The organism is Micromonospora gifhornensis, from assembly GCF_016863515.1.
GTDB classification, from domain to species: Bacteria; Actinomycetota; Actinomycetes; order Mycobacteriales; family Micromonosporaceae; genus Micromonospora; species Micromonospora gifhornensis.
Genome location: NZ_BOPA01000012.1, coordinates 1 through 20,180 on the forward strand (window position 1 = coordinate 1; position 20,180 = coordinate 20,180).

Genomic DNA, 20,180 nt, shown 5'->3' on the forward strand with positions numbered 1-20,180 from the left:
CGCGTCGTCGTCCACGGTCGGCCCGGCACCGGACGGCTCCCCGCTGGTGCGCTCGTGACGGCCGGCGACCCGACCGGTCGGAACCACCGGGTGCCGGGCCAGCGCTCGGGTCGTCACGAGGCCGACCCGGCGCGCTGGCGCGGGCTCGCTGCCGATCCGCACGCCGACCGCAGTCTCGCCGAGGACACCGACCCGGAGGCGGTGGCCCGGCTACGGGTCCGCAGTCGTGCACTGCTGGCCGACGTGTTGCGCCCGCATCGTGCCCGGCTGGGCGGTGCGGTGGCGCTGCTGCTGACCCAGAACGCGGCGGCGATGTCCGGGCCGTACCTGGTCATGCTCGGTATCGACCGGGCCATCGACCCGCTGCGCGACGGCGACGCGGGCCCACTGGTGGCCGTCGCGGTGGCGTTCGCCGCCGCGACCGGCATCGAGTGGGCCGCCCGCCGCGCCTTCCTCACCCTCTCCGCCCGGATCGGCCAGGCCGTCCTGCTCGATCTGCGCCAGCGGGTGTACGGGCACTTCCTGCGCCTGCCGGTGGCCTTCCACGAGCGGTACACCTCGGGTCGGGTGATCTCGCGGCTGACAAGCGACATCGACTCCATCGCCGAACTCGTCGACGGTGGGGTGGAGAGCCTGGTGATGGCGGCCCTGACGATCGTGTCGGTGGCCGGCATCCTGCTCTGGTTGGACCTGCCGCTGGCCGCGGTCACCCTGCTCGCCTTTCCGCTGCTGTTCTGGCTGTCCCGCTGGTTCGCCCGGGCATCCGCCGCCGCCTACCGCCGCACCCGGGAGGCGATGGCTCTGGTCATCGTCCATTTCGTGGAGTCGATGCGGGGCATCCGGGCCGTGCAGGCGTACCGCCGTGAGGGCCGCAACCAGGACATCTTCGCCACGGTCAACGACGATTACCGGCACTCCAGCCGGCATGCCTTCCGCCTGATCGCCACGTACTCGCCGGGGATCAAGCTGATCGGCAACGTCACAGTGGCGGTGGTGCTCTGCTACGGCGGCGCCCGGGTGCTCGGCGGCGAGACCGGTGTCGGGGTGCTCGCGGCGTTCCTGCTCTATCTGCGGCGGTTCTTCGAGCCGATGCAGGAGCTGAGCCAGTTCTACAACGCGCTCCAGTCGGCCACCGCCGCCCTGGAGAAGCTCGCCGGGGTGCTCGACGAACGGCCCGAGGTGGCCGAGCCGCAACGCCCGGTGCCGCTGCCCCGGGGGCCGAACCAGGGTGCGGTCACCTTCCGTGGCGTCTCGTTCGGGTACCGGCCGGACGCGCCGATCCTGACCGGGCTGGACCTCACCATCCCCGCCGGGCAGACGGTGGCGCTGATCGGGCCGACCGGGGCCGGCAAGTCGACGCTCGCCAAACTGCTCGCCCGATTCCACGACCCGGCAGTCGGCACGGTCGCTCTGGACGGGGTGGACCTGCGCCAGGTGGCCGACGCGGACCTGCGTCGGGCGGTGGTGCTGGTGACCCAGGAGACACACCTGTTCGGTGGCAGCGTGGCGGAGAACATCCGATTCGGTCGCCCGGACGCCGACGACGCGGCGGTCGAGGCGGCCGCGCGGGCGATCGGCGCGCACGACTTCATCGCGGCACTACCCGACGGGTACGCCACCGAGGTGCACCGGCGCGGTGGACGGCTCTCCGCCGGGCAGCGGCAACTTGTCGCCTTCGCCCGCGCGTTCCTGGCCGACCCGGCGGTGCTGATCCTCGACGAGGCCACCTCGTCGCTGGACATCCCGACCGAGCGGCTGGTGCAGCGGGCGCTCGGCACCATCCTGCGCGACCGGACCGCAGTGGTGATCGCGCACCGACTCTCCACTGTGGAGATCGCCGATCGGGTGCTGGTCCTCGACGACGGCCGGATCGTCGAGGACGGTCCACCGGCCGACCTGATCGCCGGCGGTGGCCGGTACGCCGACCTGCACCGCCAGTGGATCGACTCGCTGCTCTAGGTAATTCGATGCCCGGCGGCGCGACGCTGCCTACCATCGACGGATGACTGATACGGCGAGGACGGCCCGTACCGGCGTCCCCGAGCGTCCGAGTTTGGACGGGCTCGAGGAGACCTGGTCGCGCCGCTGGCAGGAGGAGGGCACGTACGCGTTCGACCGCTCGAAGGCGGCTGTCCGGGGTCGCGGCGAGGCGTCAGACTCGCCGAGCCCGGATGGCCGTAGCGCGGACGTATACGCGATCGACACCCCGCCGCCGACCGTATCGGGCGAGCTGCACATGGGGCACGTCTTCTCGTACACCCACACCGACCTGGTCGCCCGGTTCCAGCGGATGCGCGGTCGGACGGTCTTCTACCCGATCGGCTGGGACGACAACGGGCTGCCCACCGAACGCCGGGTGCAGAACGTCTACGGCGTGAGCTGCGACCCGTCGCTGCCGTACGACCCGGACTGGCAGGCACCGGACGCGCCGGTGAACGATGCGGCCCGCAAGAATCCGACCCCGATCTCCCGACGCAACTTCATCGAGCTGTGCGAGCGGTTGACCCTCGCCGACGAGCAGGTCTTCGAGGCGCTGTGGCGTCGACTCGGCCTGTCGGTGGACTGGTCGCTGGTGTACACCACAATCGGCCCGGTGGCTCGGGCCGCCTCGCAGCGGGCGTTCCTGCGCAACCTGGCCCGGGGTGAGGCGTACCAGTCGGAGGCGCCGACGCTGTGGGACGTCGGTTTCGCCACCGCCGTCGCGCAGGCCGAGTTGGAGGACCGCGAGCGACCCGGCGCGTACCACCGGTTGCGGTTCCACGCTCCCGGCGGGCGGGAGGTGCTGATCGACACCACCCGTCCGGAGTTACTGCCGGCCTGCGTGGCGCTGGTCTGCCACCCCGACGACGAGCGGTACGCGGACCTGGTCGGCGGCACTGTGCGTACGCCCGTCTTCGACGTGGAGGTGCCGGTGCGCGCGCACCCGCTGGCGGAGCCGGCCAAGGGCACCGGCATCGCGATGGTCTGCACGTTCGGTGACCTGACCGACGTGACCTGGTGGCGGGATCTGGGCCTGGAGACCCGGGTGGTGATCGGGCGCGACGGCCGGCTGCTGCCGGAACCGCCGGCCGGGGTGCCGGCGCAACCGTACGCGGCGCTGGCCGGGCAGGGCGTCAACGCGGCCCGGCGGACCATCGCGCAGTTGCTGGCCGACGCGGGTGACCTGGTCGGCGAGCCGCGCCCGATCACCCACCCGGTGAAGTTCTACGAGCGGGGCGACCGGCCGCTGGAGATCGTCTCGACCCGGCAGTGGTACCTGCGCAACGGGGGCCGCGACACCGACCTGCGGGAGGCGTTGCTGGCTCGGGGACGCGAGCTGCGCTGGGTGCCGGAGCACATGCGGCACCGCTACGAGCACTGGGTGGGTGGCCTGACCGGTGACTGGCTGGTCAGCCGACAGCGCTTCTTCGGCGTGCCGGTGCCGGTGTGGTACCGGCTCGACAACACTGGCGAGCCGGACTGGTCCCAGCCTCTCACGCCCGACGAGAATTCGCTGCCGATCGATCCGTCCGACGACGTGCCCGCCGGCTACGACGAGTCCCAGCGCGGGATGCCGGGCGGTTTCGTCGGTGACCCGGACGTGCTGGACACCTGGGCCACCTCGTCGCTGACCCCGCAGATCGCCGCCGGTTGGGAGACCGACCCGGACCTGTTCGCCCGGGTCTTCCCGATGGACCTGCGCCCCCAGGGGCAGGAGATCATCCGCACCTGGTTGTTCGCCACGGTCGTGCGGGCCCACCTGGAACACGGCGTGCTGCCGTGGCGGACCGCCGAGTTGTCCGGCTGGATCCTGGACCCGGACCGCAAGAAGATGTCCAAGTCCAAGGGAAACGTGGTCACCCCGATGGGGCTGCTGGAGCAGCACGGCTCCGACGCGGTGCGGTACTGGGCGTCCACCGGGCGTCCCGGCGTCGACCTGGCCTTCGACCCGGCGCAGATCAAGGTCGGTCGGCGACTGGCCACGAAGCTGCTCAACGCGTCGCGGTTCGCGCTCGGGCTGGGCGCCGCCGACGCGCTGCGCGCTGCGGCGACCGAACCGTTGGACCGGGCCATGCTCGCCGCGCTGGCCGAGGTGGTGACGACCGCGACGACGGCTTTCGAGGCGTACGACCACACGGCGGCGTTGCAGGCCACCGAGTCGTTCTTCTGGCGGTTCTGCGACGACTACATCGAGTTGGTGAAGGAACGCGCCTACGGCACCGGCGCGGGCGCGGATTCGGCCCGAGCCGCGTTGGCCACCGCGTTGTCGGTGCAGTTGCGGCTGTTCGCCCCGTTCCTGCCGTACGCGACCGAGGAGGTCTGGTCCTGGTGGCGGTACGGCTCGGTGCACCGGTCACCGTGGCCCACCACGTACGAGGTGAGCCGGGCGATCCAGGGCGAGGGTGATCCGGCGTTGCTGCGGTTGGCCTCCGACGCGCTCGGGCAGGTGCGGCGGGCCAAGTCCGAGCGGAAGCTGTCCATGAAGGCGGAGGTGCCGCTGGCCGAGGCGCTCGGCCCGGCCGCCCTGCTCGACCAGCTCACGCTGATCGTCGACGACCTGCGGGCGGCCGGACACATCGGCAAACTCGACCTGCTCCCCGACCGCACCCCCGAACTCGTCATCGCCTGCGCCTTCTAGGGGGTGAGGTGTAAGGAAGGGCACCTTATTAACGCCTCGTGCATAGGAAGGGCCCCTTGTTAACAGTTGTCGATCACAGCAGATCGGCTCGTGTTAACAGGGGGCCCTTCCTCTACCTCAGGCGTTAATAAGGTGCCCTTCCTTGCACGTCAGCTGGTTTCGCCGGCTACGGAGAAGGAGCGGAGGCGGTTGACGGCCAGCAGGGTGAACGCGACGCTCACCAGCGCCGTCATCACCGCCGCCACCGGTACGGAGACCGTCGTGTCGAGCAGGTTCGTCGGGGCGAGCCGGTCCGCCAGCGCGATCACGTAGTGCTGGATGGAAAGGACCCGGGTGCCGGTGACGACGTTGCTGAGCAGCCCTTCCCAGATCAGCACGTAGACCAGGCCGAGCAGGACCGGGCGTCGGGTGAGCAGGCTGGCCGCCACGAACAGGGCCGAGTAGGCCAGCGCTCCGATCGAGGCGGCGACGGCCAGCGCCAGTCCGAGGCGTACCGAGTCGGCCAGCAGGCCGGCGGCGAACAGCGGCACCGCGACGGTGACCGCGGTGGCCCCGACCGCCACCGCCAGCTTCGGCAGCACGATCTGCCAGCGTGGCAGCGGTGTGGTGAGCACGTGCACCACCGTGCCGTCGTCGATCTCGGCACCGAGCACACCGGTGCCGACGATCAACGCGACCACCGGCAGCACGACGGCCAACCCGAGGCCGACGAGCACCGGCGGCCCCCAGGCGGACGGGGCCACCCCGAGGCCTCGGGAGAGCACGGCCAGCACCACCAGCAGCACGGGCAAGGGCAGCAGCAACAGGAACCGGCGACGCCCGAACAGCCCGCGCGCGGTGATCCAGGAAACAGTGGACATCAGGCCTCCACCAGGTAGGAGAAGACGCTCTCCAGGGACTCGTCCTCGGGCAGCAGCTGCCGCACCCGTACGCCCCGGGCCAGAGCGACCTTCGGCAGTACGCGGGTGAAGGCGCCGTAGTCGCCGGCCCGTACGGTCAGCCCGTCGCGGCCCAACTCGACACCTGTCACCGACGGCTCGGCCATCAGCGCGACGGCCAGCGCCCGGTCGTCGGTGGAGCGGATGGCGAACACGTGCGGCCGGTTGGTCATCAGCCGGCGGATGGTGCGGAAGTCACCGGAGGCGGCGAGCCGCCCGGCGACCATCACCTGCACGGTGCCGGAGACCTGCTCGACCTCCTCCAGGATGTGCGAGCTGAACAGGATGGTGCGGCCGGCATCGCCGAGCGAGTGCAGCAACTCCATCATGTGCAGGCGCTGGCGCGGGTCCATGCCGTTGAACGGCTCGTCCAGCAGCAGCACCTGCGGGTCGTGCACGAGTGACGCGGCCACCCGGGCCCGCTGCCGCATGCCCTTGGAGTAGGTGCCGATCCGGCGGTCCTGTGCGCCCTCCAACTCGACCATGGCGATGGCCCGGCGGGCCGCCGCCTGCGGGTCGGGCAGCTTGTGCAGCTTCGCGGTGGCCAGCACGAACTCGTGCGCGGTGAGGAAGCTGTGCACGGCCTCCCGTTCGCTGACCAACCCCAGCCGGCGGTAGACCTCCGGGTTGCGCCAGGTGGGCAGACCGTCCAGGGTGACCTGCCCCCGGGACGGGGCGAGGAAGCCGGCCATCATGTGCAGCAGCGTGGTCTTGCCGGCGCCGTTGGGGCCGAGCAGACCGGTGACGCCCGGCCCGAGGCTCATGCTCACGTCGTTGACCGCGACCACGTTGCCGTACCAGCGGGAGACCCCGGCGAGGTCGAGGGTGCTGGTGGTGGTCGGGGCGGGACTACTGGTCGTGGTCATCGGGCGGCCACCTTCCGGTAGCGGGCCAGCAGCAGGGCGACGCAGGCCGCGACGAGCAGGGCGGCGACCAGGGCGTACACCGGGCCGAAGGCACCGAGGTCGGGACCGAGGGCGTCCGGGTCGGTGATCACCTGGTCGCGCATCGTCCAGATGCCGACACCCTGGACGAGCGTGGACGGCGAGGCGATGCCGGCGAGCTGGTTCGCGGCCTGCGAGGGCAGGATCGACAGGACGCCGACGATCGGCGTGGTCATCAGGAAGACGGCGACGATGCCGCCGGCGGCGAAGGCCCGCTTGCCGGTCAGTGAGGCGATCAGCAGCCCCACCGCGGCGAAGACCACCGCCCACAACCCGGCGTAGAGCAGACCGGGCACCAGGTCCAGCAGCTCGTCCCAGACCGCGCCCATGTCGTTGCCGGTGAACGCGGCGCCGAGGAACATCACCAGCTGCGGCGCGCCGAGCAGCATCCAGAGCGCGGTGGCCAGCGCGAGCAGCTTGGCCATCGGGTAGTCGACGGTCGGCAACGGCCGGGAGAAGTACAGCGGCAGCACACCGCTGCGCAGATCCCGGGAGACCAGTTCCGGCGCGGCCACCGCGACGAAGAAGATGACAAGCCAGCTCATCGAATCGGCGAACTGGGCGTACGTCATGAGGGTTTCGCCGATCTGGCTGCCGATCGCGGTCACCGCGCCGGCCACCATCAGGACGATGCCGACCACCAGCCAGGGGAAGATCTTGGCCTTGGCGCTGCGACCCAACCCGAAGGCGGTCCGTACGCCGTGCACGTAGAGCGCGCCGAAGACCGCTCGGCGGCCCAGCCGCAGGCCGGTGTAGCGCTGGTAGCCGATGTCGTGGATGACACCCGTCGGTTCAGACATGACTGCCCTCCCTGCGGGCGAAGAGCTCGGCCACCCGGTGCCGGCGCTGGTCGAGCCGGTGCAGCGGCAGGTCCAGGTCGGCGACCGCGCCGATGATGAGGTCGTACGTCTGCTGGTCGGCGAGCGGGACGAGCAGCAGCCGTCCCTCCCGACTCACCGGCAGGTCGAGCGCGGCCAGCCGGGCGGCCAGCGTCTCGGTGCCCTCGCTGACCTCGACGGCGAGCACGTCGGTGGTCGAGGTCATCGCGGCGATGTGGTCGGCACGCAGCAGCCGCCCGCCGTCGATGGCGACCAGGGTGTCGCAGATCCGCTCGACCTCGCCGAGCAGGTGGGAGCAGACAAGTACGGAGATGCCGAACTCGGTGCCGATCCGGTGCACCAGGGCCAGCATGGCGTCCCGGCCGGCCGGGTCGAGGCCGTTCGTGGGTTCGTCGAGCAGCAGCAGGTCGGGATCGTGCACGAGAGCCTGGGCGAGCTTGACTCGCTGCTTCATGCCGGTGGAGTAGCCACCCACCGGACGATGGCGTTCCTCGTGCAGCCCGACGTGCCGCAGCGCCTCGGAGGCCCGTTCCCGGGCGGCGGTACGTGGGAGGCCGCTGATCTGCCCGAGATGGGTGACCAGTTCGGCGGCGGACAGGTCAGGTGGCAGGCAGTCGTGCTCCGGCATGTAGCCGACCCGGGCGCGGACTGCCGCCGGTTCGGTGGTCGGGTCCAGGCCCAGCACCCGGACCCGGCCACGGGTCGGGGTGAGCAGGCCCAGCAGGAGCTTGATAAGGGTTGATTTGCCGGCGCCGTTGGCGCCGACCAGGCCGACGATTCCCGGCTCGACCGTCACTGTCAGTTCGGACAGCGCGGTCACCCCACCGCCGTAGACCTTGGTCAACGACTCGGTTGCGATCAGTGTCACGACGACAGCCTAGAGACGGACGACAACGCGGTCTGTCCGGCACGCGCCCCGGTTTTCCCTGATCCTGCTTCCGGTGACTCCCCCTAGGGATCAGTCGGGGTCGTCGTCCTGCTGCGGCTTGCATGGATTCCGGTGCACGTACCCCGCCCCGGAAAGATCGATTCACTGGTACACACTGGAGCCCACCATTCGCTCTTCCGACAGCACGATGGGTAGTGGTCAGCCATGACGACCGGCGAGCTCAAGGTAAGTGTGGTGGTCCCGACGTACAACTCGGGCGGGCACCTCCAGCAGCTGATCGACTCGCTGCTGGGCCAGTCGATGCCGGTGACGGACTTCGAGGTGGTCTTCGTCGACGACGGCTCGACCGACGACACACCGGCCCGACTGGCGGAGCTGGCCGCCGCCCACCCGCACGTCACGGTGCTGAGCTGCGAGCACTCCGGCTGGCCGTCGCGCCCCCGCAACCTGGGTCTGGACCGGGCCCGCGGCGAGTACGTCCAGTTCGTCGACGACGACGACTGGCTCGCCGACGAGGCGCTGGAGCGGCTGCACGGCTACGCGGTGGCCAACGGCGCCGACATCGCCATCGGCAAGATGACCGGGCACGGCCGGTCGGTGCCCCGCGAGCTGTTCCGGGTCAACCGCCCCGACGCCAGGCTTGACGACTCTCCGCTGATGGAGAGCCTCACCTGCCACAAGATGTTCCGCCGCGCGTTCCTGCTGGCGCACGACCTGCGTTTCCCCGAGGAACCGCACAAGCGGCTGGAGGACCATCACCTGGTCGCGCGCGCCTACCTGCTGTCCCGGCGCACGAGTGTGCTGTCCGACTACACCTGCTACCACCATGCGCGGCGACCGGACGGCGGCAACCTGACAGCCACCCGGATGGAGCCTTCCGGGTACTACGACAGCCTGCGTGAGGTGCTGGACATCGTCGACGCGCACACCGAGCCGGGGCTGCTGCGCGACACGATGCACCGGCGCTGGCTGCGCAGCGAGATGGTCCGTCGACTGCGCGGCACCGGGCTGGGCAACGCGCCCCGGGACTGGGTCGACCAGGTCGCCGCGGAGGTGCAGAAGACCATCCAGGAGCGGTTCGCCCCGGAGGTGGCGGGCGGCCTGCGGAGCGTCGAGCGCACCGTCGCCGGCCTGGCCGCGCAGGGTCGGGTCGAGGATCTGGTCCGGTTGGCCGAGTGGGACGCGGGCGTGCGCGCCCGGACCCGGCTGAAGGCGTACGAGCTGACCGGTCTGACCCTGACGCTGCTGCTCAACAGCCAGCTCCGCAACGCCGACGAACCGGTCTCGTTCACGCACGCCGACGGCCGGGATCGGCTGGTGGTGCCGGTCGACGACGTACCCGACGAGTGGCTCGACTGCACCGACGACCTGAGCGCGGCCCGCCTCGACGTCATCGCGCAGCACGCCACCACCAACGACGAGTTCTTCCTCCCGGTGCACCACGAGGTGGACCGGGTCCCCGGGGAAGCAGGTGAGTTTCAGGTGCGCTACCGGGGGGCGGCCACTGTCGACTTCGGCACCCTCAACGAGGGTCGTACCCGGGGCGAGTGGATCCTCAAGGCCCGGGTCGCCGGCTTCGGCTGGACCATCGACGCGAAGCTGCCGCTGGAGATCACCTGCGACGCCGACGGTGCCCGGCCGGTGGTGGTCGACAAACGGAAGAAGAAGACTCCCGCCTCACCACCGGCGCCCCGGCCCGGTCTGTGGCGACGGTTGACCGGTTCCGCACGGGACCGGCTGGGCCTGGCCCGCCCGCAGGCGGTGCCGCTGTCGTAACAGCGGGCGGTGGCCCGATCGGGCCGGTGGCAGTGCTGCCCTCGACCGATTGGCGGGCGACTGCGAAACTGTGTGCCGGTCGCCGGAGTTGGGGGTCTGATGAGCAACGGGTGGGTGCTGCCCGACGAGATACTGCGGGACGCACCGGCGTACACGCCGCGTCCCGGCGAGCTCGCGGATCTGGAGTTGCTGCTCACCGGTGCGTACGCGCCGTTGACCGGCTTCCTGACCCGGGCCGACCTGGTCTCGGTCAGCCGCCGGGGCCGACTCGTCGACGGCACGCCATGGCCGGTCGCGGTGACCCTCCAGGTGCCCACCGCCCTGCTGCGCGAATTCGACCTGGCCGACCCGAACCGACGCACGCTTGTGCTCACCGACGGCGAGGGCGCGCCGGTGGCGGCCCTGGAGGTCACCGACAGCTGGCAGGTACGCGACGGGGTGGCCGGGGTCGGCGGCAGGGTACGCCGGCTCGGTGACGGCGGGCACGGGCCGTTCCAGCGGCTGCGGCGTACCCCCGAGGAGATCCGCGCGCTGCTGCCACCGGGACGGGTGCTCGGTGTCGTCGCCGACCGACCGTTGCACCGGCCGCAGCTGGCCCAGATCGCGCACGCCGTGCGGACGCTCAGCGCCCATCTGCTGATCATGATTCCGGTCGGTGAGGACGGCGCCGGCGGGCTGCCGCCGGAGGCGCTGGTGCGTTGCGTCTTCGCCGCCCGGGACCGGATGCCGCCGACGACCGTGGTCGCGGTGCCGCTGGCCCGACGGCGCGACGAGATCGGCGACGCCCTGCTGCGGGCCCGGGTCTCCGCCGCGTACGGCGTCACCCACCTGCTCTCCACCAGCGAGATGCTCTCCGGGGGCGGGCTGCGGGTGCTGGTGCCGCGCGAGCTGGCCTACGACAACCGGGACGGCCAGTGGCGCTGGCGCGAGGACATCCCGCCGCGCAACCGTCGCCTCCCGCTCACCCACAACGAGATCGAGGACCTGCTCGACCGGGGGTTCCCGCTGCCCGAGTGGCACACTCCCCCGGCGGTGGCGAAGGAGCTGAGCCGGGCCCGGCCGCCCCGACGGCACCGGGGCCTGGTGGTGTTCCTCACCGGGCTCTCCGGTTCGGGCAAGTCGACAATCGCCCGTGGCCTCGCCGACGCGCTGCGTGAGCAGGGCGAACGGACGATCACCCTGCTCGACGGCGACGTGGTGCGCCGCGAACTGACCGCGGGGCTGGGCTTCAGCAGGGCCGACCGGGACACCAACGTACGCCGGATCGGCTGGGTGGCCGCCGAGATCGCCCGGCACCGCGGCATCGGCATCTGCTGCCCGATCGCCCCGTACGCCCAGGCTCGGGCGACCGCCCGGGAGATGGCGGTGGCGGCGGGCGCCGGGTTCGTGCTGGTGCACGTCGCCACGCCGCTGGAGGTCTGCGAGCGACGCGACCGCAAGGGTCTCTACGCGCGGGCGCGGGCGGGCCTGCTCACCGGGATGACAGGCATCGACGACCCGTACGAGGAGCCGACCGACGCCGATCTGGTGATCGACACCAGCGACCTCGACGTGGACGAGGCGGTGCAGCAGGTACTGCATCACCTGACCGAGACCGGCTGGATCGAGCCGCGCCTGCAGTCGTTCTGATGAGGAGCCCGTCTTCCGATGGTTGATCAGTTACCGGTCAGCGCGATGCGGCGTACCGCGATTCGCCTGGCCGACGGCCGCGAGCTGATCTACTTCGACGAGCGGGACGACGTCGTCCGGGACCAGCCGGATCGCCGCGACCTGCCGCCGCCCCCGCCCGCCTCGCAGCTGCGCTACGACCCGCTCACCGACGAGTGGGTGGCGCTGGCCGTACACCGGCAGACGCGCACCTTCCTCCCGCCGGTCGACCAGTGCCCGCTCTGCCCGTCCACCGAGCAGCGGCTCAGCGAGATCCCGGCGCCCGACTACGCGGTCGCGGTCTTCGAGAACCGGTTCCCGGCGTTCAGCCAACGGGTGGTCGACGAACCGGCCGAGATCACCCCGCTCACCGAGGTACGCCCCGGCCGGGGCCGCTGCGAGGTGGTCTGCTTCACCGCCGACCACCACGCCTCCTTCGCCGGCCTGCCGCCGCGCCGGGTACGCACAGTCCTCGACGCGCTCGCCGACCGTACGGCGGTGCTCGGTGAACTGCCCGAGGTCGAGCAGGTCTTCTGCTTCGAGAACCGGGGCGTGGAGATCGGGGTGACCCTGCACCACCCGCACGGGCAGATCTACGCCTACCCGTTCCTTCCGCCGCGTACCCGCGCACTGCTGGCCGCGGCCCGCCGCCACGCCGAGCGCACCGGCGGACGCAATCTCTACGCCGACGTGCTCGCCGCCGAACGCGCCGCCGGCGAGCGGGTGGTGGCAACAAACGAACACTGGACGGCGTACGTGCCGGCGGCGGCCCGGTGGCCGTTCGAGGTGCACGTCGCGCCGCACCGGCCGGTGCCGGACATCCCGGCGTTGACCGAAGCCGAACGGGACGCCTTCGGCCCGCTCTACCTGGACCTGCTGCGCCGCTTCGACGGGCTGTTCGACACCCCGATGCCGTACATCGCCGCCTGGCACCAGGCGCCGGTACGCGTCGACCGCGAGCTGGGTCACCTGCACCTTCAGCTGTTCAGCATCCGCCGAGCGGCGGACAAGCTGAAGTATCTGGCCGGGTCGGAGTCGGCGATGGGCGTCTTCATCAACGACATCGCCCCGGAGCGGGCCGCCGCCCTGCTCCGCGCCACCTGACCTCACCGCCGCTCGGCGTCACCCGGCTGCTCTTTCCGCTGGTCACCGCCGCACCGCCCTGCCCTGCCCGCGCCGCTCTGCCCGCGTACCCCTTTGTCCCCGCCTTTCGCCTTGCCCACGCCGGGTTGCTCCGCTCGCACAACCCTCTACCCACGCCCTTTGCTCTGCTTCACTCCACGCACTGAATGTCGACCGAAAACGTTGCGTGGGGTGAAGCAGAGCAAAGGGCCCGGTGGTGGGTTCTTGCCCGGGCGTGCGGACGCGTTGCCCAGCGATGAAGCCGGGTTGCGACTCAAGGCGAGACGGAGCCCAGGTCGAGATGGGGTCCGAGACAGGGCGCGGGGGGCCCGGGACAGGGCCCCCCGCAGGGAAGGGACGGCTGGCTGTGCTCGACAGCCGGGAAGGCTGGCTGGGCACTCGTGCCGCACGGCGGCGACGATCAACCTTCCAGGGACGGGACTGGCATCTCGTCCACCCAGGTCAACGAGGCGCGCCGGGGCAGGTGACGCTGGTTGGTGGTGGGCTGTGAAATGAACGAGCCCGCCGGCGCTGAGGCCGGCGGGCTGCGTACGACGGAAATCAGGCGGCGAGGCGGCGCGCCAGGTTCTCGTCGAGCGCGTTCATGAACTCGTCGGTGGTCAGCCACGGGGCGTCCCGCGAGATGAGCAGCGCGAGGTCCTTGGTCATCTGGCCGCCCTCGACGGTGTCGACGATGACCTGCTCCAGCGTGTTGGCGAACTCGGTGACCGCCGGGGTGCCGTCCAGCTTGCCCCGGTGGGCCAGGCCCCGGGTCCAGGCGTAGATGGAGGCGATCGGGTTGGTCGAGGTCTTCTCGCCCTTCTGCCACTGCCGGTAGTGCCGGGTGACGGTGCCGTGGGCGGCCTCGGCCTCGACGGTGCGGCCGTCGGGCGAGAGCAGCACCGAGGTCATCAGGCCGAGCGAGCCGAAGCCCTGCGCGACGGTGTCGGACTGCACGTCACCGTCGTAGTTCTTGCAGGCCCAGACGTAGCCACCCTCCCACTTGAGCGCGGCGGCGACCATGTCGTCGATGAGCCGGTGCTCGTAGGTGAGGCCGGCGGCGTCGAACTCCGCCTTGAACTCGTTCTCGAAGACCTCGGCGAAGATGTCCTTGAACCGGCCGTCGTACGCCTTGAGGATGGTGTTCTTGGTGGACATGTAGACCGGGTAGCCGCGGTCCAGGCCGTACCGGAACGACGCCCGGGCGAAGTCCCGGATCGAGTCGTCGTAGTTGTACATGCCCATCGCGATGCCGCTGCCCGGGAAGTTGGCAATCTCCATCTCGATCGGCTGCGCGCCGTCGGCCGGGGTGTAGGTGATGGTCACCTTGCCGGGGCCGGGTACGACGAAGTCGGTGGCGCGGTACTGGTCACCGTGGGCGTGCCGGCCGATGATGATCGGCTTGGTCCAGCCGGGGACGAGCCGCGGCACGTTGGACATGATGATCGGCTCGCGGAAGACGACGCCGCCGAGGATGTTGCGGATGGTGCCGTTCGGCGACCGCCACATCTTCTTCAGCCCGAACTCTTCCACCCGGGCCTCGTCCGGGGTGATGGTCGCGCACTTGACGCCGACGCCGTGCTCGGAGATGGCGTTGGCGGCGTCGACGGTCACCTGGTCGTCGGTGGCGTCGCGGTGCTGGATCGACAGGTCGTAGTAGTGCAGGTCGACGTCGAGGTAGGGCAGGATCAGCTGCTCCCGGATCTGCTTCCAGATAATCCGGGTCATCTCGTCGCCGTCGAGCTCCACGACCGGGTTGTTTACCTTGATCTTCGCCATCGGCCGGCGCTCCTCTCGGGGGACACATGCTCAAGCAGTACGAGCGTACTGGACCCGCCCGAAGCAGGAACGTCGCGGCCACCGGTTGGCCGACCACCCACCGCTGACCGGCCCACTCAGGGCACGACCGACACCGTTCGCGGTCGGCGGGCTCGCGGCCAGGCGGACCGCCGGGCCCGGCGCGGAATTACCCCACCGGGCCCGGAACATGCCGTCAGCGCCGCACTCAGCCGGCCTGCTCGGGGCTGTGCATCCACTGCACCAGCTGGAGGATCACTCCGTTGGGGTCGGTGACCTGAAAGAAGCGCTCGCCCCAGGGCTCGGTCTGGATCGGTGTGGTGATCGGCACACCGGCGGCCTGGATCTTGGCGTACTCGGCGTCGATGTCGTCCACCACGAAGGCGACGAGCACGCCCTGGGCCTGCTGTTCCTTCAGGACCGGCGGCTGGAGGCTGGCCAGGCCGGTGCGCAGGAAGACCAGGTTGAAGCCGACCCCGTCGCGGGCCAGCGAGACGAACCCGTCGGCCGACATCTCCTCCCGGAACCCGAAGTGCTGCTTGACGAACTCGGCAGAGGCCGAGACGTCCTGGACGTTTAGCGAGACGGCCGATCCGGTGATCTGCACATGCCCTCCCTGGGCGCGGGAACTTTATCTTCGTACATTGTACAACGTACTGCGTACGACGATTTGGCCTGCGAAGATCTGAGGGTGCCCGACCATCACACCGGAGGCGGCGATCCCGCCCACACCCTGCGACTGCTCTGGCGTCGAACCGAGGACGGCCCGCGTCGCGGCCCACGCCAGGGCCGCTCGCTGGACGACATCGTCCGCGCCGCGATCGAGTTGGCCGACCGCGAAGGGTTGGACGCGGTCACGATGCGGGCGCTCGCCAAGGCCGTCGGGGTGGCACCGATGACGCTCTACACGTACGTGCCGGGCAAGGCCGAACTGATCGACCTGATGCTGGACGCGCTCTACGCGGACATGCCGCGGCCGGACCGGTCCGGCGAGCCGTGGCGTACGCGGGTGGCGGCGCTCGCCCAGGACAACCGGGAGCTTTTCGCGGCCCATCCGTGGGCCGCCGAGGTGGCCACCGGCCGGCCACCGCTCGGGCCGGGCCTGATGGCCAAGTACGAGTACGAGCTACGCGCCTTCGACGACACCGGCCTGGACGACGTGACCCGGGACGCCGCGTTGACCTTCGTCCTCGACTTCGTCCGGGCCGCCGCCCGCTCCGCGGCCGAGGCGCGATCAGCGCGGCAGGCCAGCGCCTGGACCGACGAGCAGTGGTGGACCGCGAACGCCCCCCTGCTGGCCGAGGTCCTCGACGAACGGCGCTATCCCACCGCCGTCCGAGTCGGTGCCGCCGCAGGCGCCGCCCACAACGCCGCCTACCACCCCGACCACGCCTACACCTTCGGCCTGACCCGAGTCCTGGACGCCCTGACCCCCTTGATCGACCCCCCACCCACCACCCCCACTTCCCCCTGACGATCAAGAGGTTTGCGTCTGGGGAAGGGGCTTCCCGAGACGCAAACCTCTTGATCAACTCAGCTGGGGGCGGCGCCCCGGCGGTTACATGTTGGCTACGTCGGCCTGCTTGGCGCGGACGGCCTCGGCGGCCTCGTTGAGGGCGGCCAGCTCGTCGGCGTCGAGGTCGGTCTCGACGACCCGCTTGATGCCCTGGGCACCGATCTCGGCCTCGACGCCGAGGTAGACGCCGGAGATGCCGTACTCACCGTCGACCCAGGCGCAGACCGGCATGACCTCGCCGGAGTCCTCGGCGACGGCCTTGGCCATGCGCGCGGCGGCGGCCGACGGGGCGTAGTACGCCGAGCCGGTCTTGAGCAGCGCCACGACCTCGGCGCCACCGTTGCGGGTCTTGACGACCAGTTCCTCGATCTGCTCGGCGGGCATCGCCTCGCGCAGCGGCTTGCCGTCGACGGTGCTCTTGGACGGCACGGGGACCATGGTGTCGCCGTGCGAGCCGAGGGTCAGCGTCTTGACGGTCTTCACCGGTACGTTCAGCGCCTCGGCCACGAAGTTGGTGAACCGGGCGGTGTCCAGCATGCCGGCCTGGCCGAGCACCCGCTGGTGCGGGAACTGGGTGGCGAGCTGGGCCAGCGCGGTCATCTCGTCAAGCGGGTTGGAGACGACGATCACCACGGCGCTCGGGGCGTACTTGGCGACGTTCTCGCTGACCTGGCGGACGATCTTCGCGTTGGTCTCCAGCAGGTCCATCCGGCTCATGCCCGGCTTGCGGGGCAGGCCGGCGGTGATGACCACCACGTCGGAGCCCTCGATGGCCTCGTAGCCCTCACCGTTCGGGCCGGTGGTGACGCCCACGACCTTGGTCTCGAAGCCCTCGATGGCCCGCGACTGGTTGAGGTCCAGGGCGAGACCCGCGGGCTTGCCCTCCACGATGTCGGTGATCACGACGGTGTCGAAGACGTCGTACTCGGCCAGGCGCTGCGCGGTGGTGGAGCCGTAGAAACCGGCGCCGACGACAGTGACTTTCTTACCCATGGTCGTCCCACTCCCTGATACCAGTCGGTTTTCCGGACCGTATCAGCCATGGTGGCACCGATCGGGCCAGGGGCGGACGGTTATGAGCAGCTCGGGGGTTTCGTTCCACCGCTCCGGGTGTTAATAAGGGGCCCTTGCTCTACCGGAGGCGTTAAGAAGGTGCCCTTCCTTACACCTCAGCCGCGTTCGGCGCGTTCGACGACGTTGGTGAGCAGCATGGCGCGGGTCATCGGGCCGACGCCGCCGGGCATCGGCACGAGCTTGCCCGCCACCTCGGCGACCTCCGGGTCCACGTCGCCGGTGTAGCGGCCCTTGCCGTCCGACCCGATCACGCGGGTGATGCCGACGTCGACCACCACCGCACCCGGCGTGATCATGTCGGTGGTGAGCAGGCCCGGTACGCCGGCGGCGACGATCACGATGTCGGCGGCGCGGGTGTGCGCGGCGAGGTCGAGGGTGCCGGTGTGGCACAGGGTCACCGTGGCGTTCTCGCTGCGCCGGGTGAGCAGCAGGCCGAGCGGCCGCCCGACGGTGTTGCCCCGGCCGACCACCGCGACGTTGGCGCCCCGCAGCGGCACGTCGTGCCGGCGCAGGAGTTCCACGATGCCGCGCGGGGTGCACGGCAGCGGCGCGTCGTAGCCGAGCACGAGCCGGCCCAGGTTGACCGGGTGCAGGCCGTCGGCGTCCTTGTCCGGGTCGATCAGCTCCAGCACCCGCTGGGTGTCGAGGTGCCCGGGCAGCGGCAGCTGGACGATGTAGCCGTGGCAGGCCGGGTCGGCGTTCAGCTCGGCGAGCGTCTCGTCGACCTGGGCCTGGGTGGCGTCGGCGGGCAGCTCCCGACGGATCGAGGCGATGCCGACCTCGGCGCAGTCCCGGTGCTTGCCGTTGACGTACGCCTGGGAGCCGGGGTCGCTGCCGACCAGCACCGTGCCGAGGCCGGGGACGATGCCCCGCTCCGCCAGCGCCTTGACCCGTGCCCGCAGCTCGTCCTTGATCTCGGCTGCGGTCGCCTTGCCGTCCAGAAGCGTCGCCGTCACGCCTCCGATCGTCTCACGACCCGTGCGGCCGGTTTGCGCGGACCACTCCAGCTCACCCGCACCAGGCCTGTGATCACGCTCAGCAACGTGCCCATCGTCACTCTAGGTAACCTGACTCGGCAGATATCCCGCCCGGGCCGGACACCGGGGCCGGAACCTCCTCAGCACGACGACCCGATCGATGGCCACCGTTCGATGCCAGAGCCGCCGGGTTCCGGCGATACCTCGCACGATTTTACCGCCTGATGTCGGCTTTTACCTGATGGAAGCGTATAGCACGAGCGTAGCCGTCCGACAACGTACGGGTCCCGGGGAGCAACCGGCGCGTTGTCGACCCGCAGCCCGCGACCTACCGTTGCCACTCGTTGCGCAGAGTCACCCAACGCCGGGCCTGACTGCGCTGCGTAAGGAGATGAGGAGGCTTGATGCGTGTTCGTAGGCTCGCAGCCTGGACCGCCCTCCCGCTCGCGGTGACCCTGGGCCTGGTGGCCTGCGGCTCGGGCGGCAACGGCGGATCCGGCGAGAGTGACCCCAACGCGGCGGTGCGGATCGAGATCGCCGAACCGCAGCACCTGGTGCCGACCAACACCAACGAGACAAGCGGCTCTCAGGTGCTGTCCGCCCTGTTCAGCCCGCTTGTCGACTACGACGAGGCGCACAAGCCGTACGAGGTGGCGGCCGAGTCGATCACGTCCGAGGACAACACCACCTGGACCGTGAAGCTCAAGGACGGCTACACCTTCCACAACGGCGAGGACGTCACCGCCGACAGCTACATCGACGCCTGGAACTACGGCGCGTACGCCCCCAACGGCCAGAACTCCAGCTACTTCTTCGAGAAGATCGCCGGCTTCGACGACCTCCAGGGCGAGACCCCGAAGGCCACCACGCTCAGCGGGCTGAAGAAGGTCGACGACCACACCTTCACCGTCACGCTGTCCCAGCCGTACAGCGAGTTCAAGTCGATCCTCGGCTACACCGCCTTCTACCCGCTGCCGAAGGCCGCCTTCTCCGCGCCCGGCGTCCTGGCCGAGGGGTACGAGCAGGCGCCGATCGGTCAGGGTCCGTTCAAGATGAAGGGCACCTGGCAGCACGACGCCAAGGTCGAGGTCGAGCGTTACGACGCCTTCCCCGGCGAGCAGCCCAAGGTGGCCGGCGTCGAGTTCCGGATCTACCAGCAGCTGACCGCCGCGTACGCGGACGTGCTGTCGGACAACCTGGACGTGATCAAGACCATCCCGACCGAGAACCTGTCGACGGCCGCCGTCGACCTGGGTGACCGGTTCCTGCAGAGCCCGGCCTCGTCGCTGCACTTCCTGGCGTTCCCCACCTTCCAGGAGGAGTTCAGCAACCCGGACGTGCGCAAGGCCATCTCGATGGCGATCGACCGTGACGAGATCACCAAGTCGATCTTCAAGGACTCCCAGCAGCCGGCCCGCTCGTTCGTCTCGCCGGTGGTCGCCGGTTACCGGGACAACACCGTCGGCGCCGCCGGGGAGTTCGACCCGGCCAAGGCCAAGGAGCTGTACGAGTCCGCCGGCGGCCCGTCGAAGATCACCCTGTCGTACAACGGCGACGGTGGCCACAAGGACTGGATCGACGCCACCTGCAACCAGCTCAAGGCCAACCTGGGCGTGGACTGCGTCGGCAACGCCGAGCCGAAGTTCGCCGACCTGCTGACCAAGGTGAAGGCCAAGCAGCCCGTGGGCCTGTTCCGGATGGGCTGGATCATGGACTACCCGTCCATGGAGAACTACCTGGGCCCGCTGTACAGCAGCAACGGGTCGTCGAACTACTACGGCTACAGCAACCCCGAGTTCGACAAGCTGCTCGCCGAGGGCGTCAGCGCGCCGAGCGAGGAAGAGGCGATCAAGAAGTACCAGGCCGCCGAGGACCTGCTGGCCCAGGACATGCCGGTCGTGCCGCTGCGGTTCGGCCAGAACAACTTCGGACACTCGACGAAGGTGAAGAACGTCGAGGTGGACCTCTTCGACCGGGTCGACCTCGTCAAGATCGAGGTAGTCAAGTAACACAGCGCAAACGGGCGGGTCGGGTCATCACGCG

General features: G+C 70.4%; 15 protein-coding genes. 7 read left to right on the forward strand and 8 right to left on the reverse strand.

Annotated features, from left to right (window positions below):
• Positions 1–90 precede the first annotated feature (90 nt).
• Positions 91–1,959 (forward strand): ABC transporter ATP-binding protein, encoded by a 1,869-nt coding sequence (locus tag Vgi01_RS07255; RefSeq protein ID WP_233197063.1) that lies wholly within the window; start codon positions 91–93, stop codon positions 1,957–1,959.
• Positions 1,960–2,002: 43 nt separating this feature from the next.
• Positions 2,003–4,618 (forward strand): valine--tRNA ligase, encoded by a 2,616-nt coding sequence (valS, locus tag Vgi01_RS07260; protein WP_204290529.1) that lies wholly within the window; start codon positions 2,003–2,005, stop codon positions 4,616–4,618.
• Positions 4,619–4,767: 149 nt separating this feature from the next.
• Here valS and Vgi01_RS07265 read toward each other — a convergent pair whose 3' ends face one another.
• Genes Vgi01_RS07265 through Vgi01_RS07280 form a run of 4 tightly spaced genes read right to left on the reverse strand, consistent with a single transcriptional unit; the run spans position 4,768 to position 8,207 of the window.
• On the reverse strand, positions 4,768–5,478 hold the full coding sequence (locus Vgi01_RS07265) for an ABC transporter permease subunit (protein ID WP_204290530.1): 711 nt from the start codon (positions 5,476–5,478) through the stop codon (positions 4,768–4,770).
• Positions 5,478–6,422, reverse strand: a complete 945-nt coding sequence (locus Vgi01_RS07270; protein ID WP_102660651.1) for an ABC transporter ATP-binding protein — start codon at positions 6,420–6,422, stop codon at positions 5,478–5,480. The genes Vgi01_RS07265 and Vgi01_RS07270 overlap by 1 nt, the downstream gene beginning before the upstream one ends.
• Positions 6,419–7,300, reverse strand: a complete 882-nt coding sequence (locus tag Vgi01_RS07275; RefSeq protein ID WP_102660650.1) for an ABC transporter permease — start codon at positions 7,298–7,300, stop codon at positions 6,419–6,421. Before Vgi01_RS07275 ends, Vgi01_RS07270 begins: the two co-directional genes overlap by 4 nt.
• Positions 7,293–8,207, reverse strand: coding sequence for an ABC transporter ATP-binding protein (locus Vgi01_RS07280; RefSeq protein ID WP_102660649.1), 915 nt, complete (start codon positions 8,205–8,207; stop codon positions 7,293–7,295). Before Vgi01_RS07280 ends, Vgi01_RS07275 begins: the two co-directional genes overlap by 8 nt.
• A gap of 225 nt (positions 8,208–8,432) precedes the next feature.
• Between Vgi01_RS07280 and Vgi01_RS07285 the strand changes: the two genes are divergently transcribed.
• The 3 genes from Vgi01_RS07285 to galT all read left to right on the forward strand — a co-directional run bounded on the left by Vgi01_RS07285 (position 8,433) and on the right by galT (position 12,755).
• A complete protein-coding gene (locus Vgi01_RS07285) occupies positions 8,433–10,004 on the forward strand; it encodes a glycosyltransferase family 2 protein (protein WP_102660648.1) in 1,572 nt (523 codons plus the stop codon).
• 99 nt (positions 10,005–10,103) lie between these two features.
• Complete coding sequence (gene cysC, locus Vgi01_RS07290; RefSeq protein ID WP_204290531.1) at positions 10,104–11,633, forward strand: adenylyl-sulfate kinase; 1,530 nt, start codon at positions 10,104–10,106, stop codon at positions 11,631–11,633.
• A gap of 45 nt (positions 11,634–11,678) precedes the next feature.
• Positions 11,679–12,755, forward strand: a complete 1,077-nt coding sequence (galT, locus tag Vgi01_RS07295; protein ID WP_204290563.1) for a galactose-1-phosphate uridylyltransferase — start codon at positions 11,679–11,681, stop codon at positions 12,753–12,755.
• 579 nt (positions 12,756–13,334) lie between these two features.
• On the opposite strand, the gene Vgi01_RS07300 is transcribed toward galT, so the two are convergent.
• Together Vgi01_RS07300 and Vgi01_RS07305 are read right to left on the reverse strand one after the other, a co-directional pair.
• A complete protein-coding gene (locus tag Vgi01_RS07300; protein ID WP_102660645.1) occupies positions 13,335–14,552 on the reverse strand; it encodes an NADP-dependent isocitrate dehydrogenase in 1,218 nt (405 codons plus the stop codon).
• Between the two features lie 226 nt (positions 14,553–14,778).
• Positions 14,779–15,177, reverse strand: a complete 399-nt coding sequence (locus tag Vgi01_RS07305; protein WP_102660644.1) for a VOC family protein — start codon at positions 15,175–15,177, stop codon at positions 14,779–14,781.
• Between the two features lie 78 nt (positions 15,178–15,255).
• Between Vgi01_RS07305 and Vgi01_RS07310 the strand changes: the two genes are divergently transcribed.
• Positions 15,256–16,044, forward strand: a complete 789-nt coding sequence (locus Vgi01_RS07310) for a TetR/AcrR family transcriptional regulator (protein WP_204290564.1) — start codon at positions 15,256–15,258, stop codon at positions 16,042–16,044.
• Positions 16,045–16,128: 84 nt separating this feature from the next.
• Here Vgi01_RS07310 and Vgi01_RS07315 read toward each other — a convergent pair whose 3' ends face one another.
• Together Vgi01_RS07315 and Vgi01_RS07320 are read right to left on the reverse strand one after the other, a co-directional pair.
• A complete protein-coding gene (locus Vgi01_RS07315; RefSeq protein WP_102659588.1) occupies positions 16,129–17,079 on the reverse strand; it encodes a malate dehydrogenase in 951 nt (316 codons plus the stop codon).
• Positions 17,080–17,255: 176 nt separating this feature from the next.
• On the reverse strand, positions 17,256–18,116 hold the full coding sequence (locus Vgi01_RS07320) for a bifunctional methylenetetrahydrofolate dehydrogenase/methenyltetrahydrofolate cyclohydrolase (protein ID WP_203222307.1): 861 nt from the start codon (positions 18,114–18,116) through the stop codon (positions 17,256–17,258).
• 425 nt (positions 18,117–18,541) lie between these two features.
• Between Vgi01_RS07320 and Vgi01_RS07325 the strand changes: the two genes are divergently transcribed.
• Positions 18,542–20,146: a peptide ABC transporter substrate-binding protein gene (locus Vgi01_RS07325; protein WP_102659589.1), complete on the forward strand. Its 1,605-nt coding sequence runs from the start codon at positions 18,542–18,544 to the stop codon at positions 20,144–20,146.
• Positions 20,147–20,180 lie beyond the last annotated feature (34 nt).